Source organism: Rhizobacter sp. P2_H2, assembly GCF_056403375.1.
The window spans coordinates 1-2,009 of record NZ_JBFUFP010000993.1; the positions used below are offsets into that span (position 1 = coordinate 1).

A 2,009-nucleotide genomic window follows, 5' to 3' on the forward strand; every position below is an offset into this window, starting at 1 on the left:
GCTCGAAGGCTATGCGATGGAGGCCTTCGAGCAGGCGGCCGCCGCCAACCTGCCGGCGGTGCTGCCGCCCGGCATCTACCGCCAGCGGCCCGAGCTGCTCGAGGCCGGCATCGATGCCGGCTGGGTGATGCTGCCGCTGCGCGGGCGCAAGCGCTACAAGCGCTGCACGCGGGTGTTCGACGTGCGCATCACGCCGCACATGGCGGGCGAGGTCATGAGCTTCGAGGGCGCACCGCTCGCCGACTTCCTGCACGAGCAGCTCGGCCTGCCCGAAGGCGAGGCGGCCGATGCGCAGCTGCACCTGTACGAAGCCCTGCCCGGCACCCGCCTCGCCGACATCGCCCGCAACGAGTTCGAGCAGGGCGATGCCTCGGGCGCGCTCGGCAGCCAGGAGCTGCACCCGCTGACGCCGCAGGCCGCCGCGACGCTGCTCGGCGCGCCCGGCCTCGGGCGCGCCGTCGACGGCAACGGGCAGCGGCCCGCGATGGGGCAGCGCCTCTACCGCGTCGACGTCGGCGGGCGCCGCCCGCATGCGATGCACGGGCGGCACGGCCACCGCCATGGCCACGCGCACGGGCTGGCCCATGCCCGCCGCGCGATGCACCTCGGCCTGCGCTTCGACTGCACGCAGGACCAGATCCGCGCCTGCATCTTCCTCAGCGAAGCCAAGGCGCAGAAGCTCGCGATGCGGCTGCGCCAGTCGACCAATGCCGGCGTGCTGAGCGCCGGCTTCGGGCGTGCGCTGCAAAGCCGCCTGCAGCACATCCTGTCCGGCCCGCCGGGCCGCGGGCTGCGGCTGGTGCATGCCGGCGCCTCGCCGGCCGCCAGCGCCGGCATGCAGAACCTGCCGCAGGCGCAGGCCCGGCGCTATGCGGGGGCCTTGCAGAACTGGCTGGTGCAGGGCTTCGCGAGCTTCATCCAGACGCAGTCGGCGGCCTTCATCGCGGCCACCGAGAACGCGGCCGACGGCGTCACGCTGCGCTTCTCGATCGCCCACCCGCCGGCGCTGAAGGCGGTGTGCGACGCGATGGCCGGCCGCGGTGCCGCGCCGGCCCAGCTCACGCTCGACCCGGCCCCCGCGGTGATGGTCGACGTGGCACCGGGGCACCGCTGTGGCTGAACTGCAAGCCGCCGCCGCGCTGCAGACGCAGCGCCAGATCGCCCACTGGGTGCTGGCCGCGTCGCGACTGATGCTGGACGACCTGGCCGGCGAGGCGGCCTGGGGCCGGCTCGAGCAGTACCTCGGGCTCGCGCTGCGCCGCCACCTGCAGGCGAAGGTCGATGCGCTGGCGGCCGATGCACAGGTGCTGCTGGCGCACGGCCAGGCGGCGCGCAGCCCGGCCGCGCAGGCGCAGGTGCGCCGCCTGCTGCTGGCGTTCCGGCGCCAGTACCTGCGCACCGAGACCACGCTGGATTTCTTCGCCGACGCGATCAACACCCGCACCAACCCGCAGGTGGCGGCGATGCTGCGCGCCTGCGACAGCCTGGCCTACCGCAGCATGTCGCAGGTGCTCGACGAGCTGGGCCACCCGACGCCGGTGGTGCTGACCTACCTCGACAGCGGCGCCGGCGCCGCGATCATGAAGGCCGGCCTGCGGCTGTGGGACGGCGGCGCGGTGTGCCCGGTCGCCACCATCAAGATCACGCGCCACAACCTGCTGCGGCCGACCGCGCTGATCCACGAGGCCGGCCACCAGGTGGCGCACATCACCGGCTGGAACGACGAGCTGCGCACGCTGCTGCAGCACGGGCTCGCCCAGGCCGGCTCGCATGGCGACCTGGCCGACGTGTGGGCCTCGTGGGCGAGCGAGATCGCCGCCGATGCGTTCGCCTTCGGCCACACCGGCTTCGCGAGCGTGGCCGCGCTGCACGACGTGCTGTCGGGCGAGCCGAGCCTGGTGTTCCGCTTCTCGCCGGGCGACCCGCACCCGGTCAGCTACCTGCGCGTGCAGCTCGGCGCGGCGCTGTGCCGCCACTGCTACGGCGCAGGACCGTGGGACGAGCTCGAG

At 74.3% G+C, this 2,009-nt stretch carries 2 protein-coding genes; both read left to right on the forward strand.

The genetic code is table 11. The features are described 5' to 3' along the window. On the forward strand, nt 1-1,120 hold a 1,120-nt coding region (locus AC1D15_RS29195; protein WP_477828772.1), incomplete at its 5' end, for a hypothetical protein. Then, nucleotides 1,113-2,009: hypothetical protein (locus AC1D15_RS29200; RefSeq protein WP_477828773.1), on the forward strand; the 897-nt coding region annotated here is incomplete at its 3' end. The genes AC1D15_RS29195 and AC1D15_RS29200, both read left to right, overlap by 8 nt.